Annotated in this window: 2 protein-coding genes; one reads left to right on the plus strand and one right to left on the minus strand. The window is 46.7% G+C overall.

What is annotated here, in order from left to right:
* On the plus strand, nucleotides 1-1,098 hold a 1,098-nt coding region (locus ACQY6Q_RS06960; RefSeq protein WP_427979499.1), incomplete at its 5' end, for a methyl-accepting chemotaxis protein.
* A gap of 72 nt (nucleotides 1,099-1,170) precedes the next feature.
* On the opposite strand, the gene ACQY6Q_RS06965 is transcribed toward ACQY6Q_RS06960, so the two are convergent.
* Nucleotides 1,171-2,166: a branched-chain amino acid aminotransferase gene (locus ACQY6Q_RS06965; protein WP_427979501.1), complete on the minus strand. Its 996-nt coding sequence runs from the start codon at nucleotides 2,164-2,166 to the stop codon at nucleotides 1,171-1,173.
* Between the last annotated feature and the right edge of the window lie 331 nt (nucleotides 2,167-2,497).

Here is a 2,497-nt window from a genome sequence, read left to right on the forward strand (position 1 = left end):
ATCAGTATTATTAGCTTACTGCTGAACGCATTTTCAGTGATATCTAGCACTCAGGCTTTAGCTGTGGCAATTCCTTTGTTACTGTTAAACCTGATTTTAGGCTTAAACCTCAAAAGCCGTTTAGGCAGCGTTGTTCAAGCCGCTCAAGAAAGCTACAACAATCCTCTAATGGAAATCCCCTACACCGGCTATTGTGATGACTTATCACCAATAGAGTTGGCAATGCAAATGAAGAAAGCAGAGCTGCGAGCCGTTACCGCTCGCGCCGATGAAACCTCGGAAGGCATTTTAAGCTCAGCCAAACAAGAAGTGACCAATAGTCAGGCCATCACCAATGAACTGAATGAGCAGAGTTTGGCCACCGATGCCATGGCGGTCTCGGCAGAGGAAATGCAGGCATCTATTGATGAAGTGGCCAAACAAGCCAAGCAAAGTGCCGAATTTGCCCAAGACGCGAGCATCACAGCTAATCAAGGTGTAATCACCATCGAACAGACGGTGACCACGGTAAATGGCTTAAGCCAAACGCTAGACCAATCACGCCAAGCCTTAGGCCAGTTGTATAACGATGTAGACAGCATTGAAACTATCTTGGGCATGATCCAAGGCATTGCCGAACAAACCAATCTCTTGGCATTAAACGCAGCAATTGAAGCGGCTCGCGCCGGTGAACACGGCCGAGGGTTTGCCGTAGTAGCAGATGAAGTCCGCGCCTTATCAGCGAAAACCAGTAACTCGGTAGAAGACATTCGCAATAAAATTGAAATACTGCAAAATACTGTCAATACTACCGGCAAACTGATGGAACAAGGCATTGAAGCCTCTGATACCAGCGTCACCATGTCAGAACAAAGTAAACAGGCTTTTCAGGCGATAGTGAATGACTTAAATGCCATCGGCGAGCAAAGTGCAAATACTTCGCAAGCCATCACCGAACAAGTTCAAGTGACCCAAGGGATGAATCAGCATGTCTTTCGTATGAAGGAAGCGATCGACTCGACCCATCTATTATCGGAAAGCTCAGTGGAACGAACTCAGAAACTGGTAGCCAGTTTGGAAAGCCTACAACGCTTAGTAAAACAATTTAGCCATGCTTAGCGCAACTTACTAAGCCCATAAATACCAACGGCCCGCATTGAGCGGGCCGTTTCGCATTCCACAAGAGTAAAGTTACACTTTACTTAGCCAAGCATGAGGATCGGCACTATTTCCCCACTGGATATCATTTAGAGCCTGACGTAGTTTTAGGGTAGTCGCTCCCGCTTCACCATTACCCACAGTGTGTTCTTTACCTTGATGAATTAAGGTGCCAACAGGCGTTAGTACGGCAGCAGTGCCAGATAAGGCGGCTTCACAGCCCGGCTTAGCGGCTCGCTCTAATAGCTCATCCACACTCAATTGGCGCTCGCTCACGGTTAGCCCCAAATCTCTCGCCAGCGTTAAAATAGAGTCACGAGTAACCCCATGTAGGAAGCTGCTATCTAAAGCCTTAGTAATCAGCTCGTCGCCATCAATTAATATGAAATTGGCCGCACCAGTTTCTTGGACATCACCATTAGGGCAGAACAACACTTGGTCGGCATCCACTTCGGTACGCGCTTGCGTAATCGGGCCTAAAGCACTGGCATAATTACCACCAGACTTCACCATACCCATGTGTGGTGCGCAGCGCATGCCATTCTCTTCTAGTAAGAGACGCAATGGTCTGGCGCCTGCGGCAAAATAATCCCCTACTGGTGATAATAATACGTATAGCATCGCGGAGTTAGTCGCGGCAGCGGCTTTACCAATAGCGGGCTCGGTGCCAATAAAGGTAGGGCGAATATACATAGAGCCAGGCGCCTCAGGCACCTCTGCGGCAAACTTGGCCACGATATTTTTGATCATCTGCTCTAGGAACGCGGGTTCGAACGCGGGTAAACTCAACAACTTAGCTGACTGCACCATTCGCTTAATATTGGCATCCATACGGAAGATGTGCACGCTGCCATCTTGATGACGAAATGCTTTTAGACCCTCAAAACAGGTACTAGAGTAATGAAGCACGTGTGCACCGGGGTGCAAGCTAATACTATCGGAAGAGACGATTTCACTGTCGGTCCACTGCTGGTTTTCGTATTTTGCTAATGCCATTTGTGGCATAAAAACCGTACCAAATGCTGCCATGTTGTATTCCTAAATATGCTGGGGCTGAGGCCCTTTATTGTTTTAACTGTTTATAAGCGAGGTCGCAAACTGCTAGGGACTGAACGAGTTGATACCATCAAAGCCAGTAACTTGAACAACCGACGCCAATTTATCCATAAATTGGCGCTGCAGAATGGTTAATGAGTATGTAATTTTACGCTTATGCAATCAAGCATAAGCCCCATTAAACAGACAAATATTCTGCAATAAATCAATGCAAATGTCGCCTAGCAAAAGGCGTTTGCCGATATAAATCTCACTACGACTTTAGCAATACCTCAGCAACACATTAAAAACATCAAAAAATTCA

The sequence above is a fragment of the Agarivorans sp. genome (genome assembly GCF_050295395.1).
In the GTDB taxonomy this organism is placed as follows: Bacteria; Pseudomonadota; Gammaproteobacteria; order Enterobacterales; family Celerinatantimonadaceae; genus Agarivorans.

Bases quoted from the DNA above. Each gene is read 5' to 3' on its own strand.
- ACQY6Q_RS06965 (WP_427979501.1), bottom strand. From the start codon at position 2,166: ATGGCAGCATTTGGTACGGTTTTTATGCCACAAATGGCATTAGCAAAA.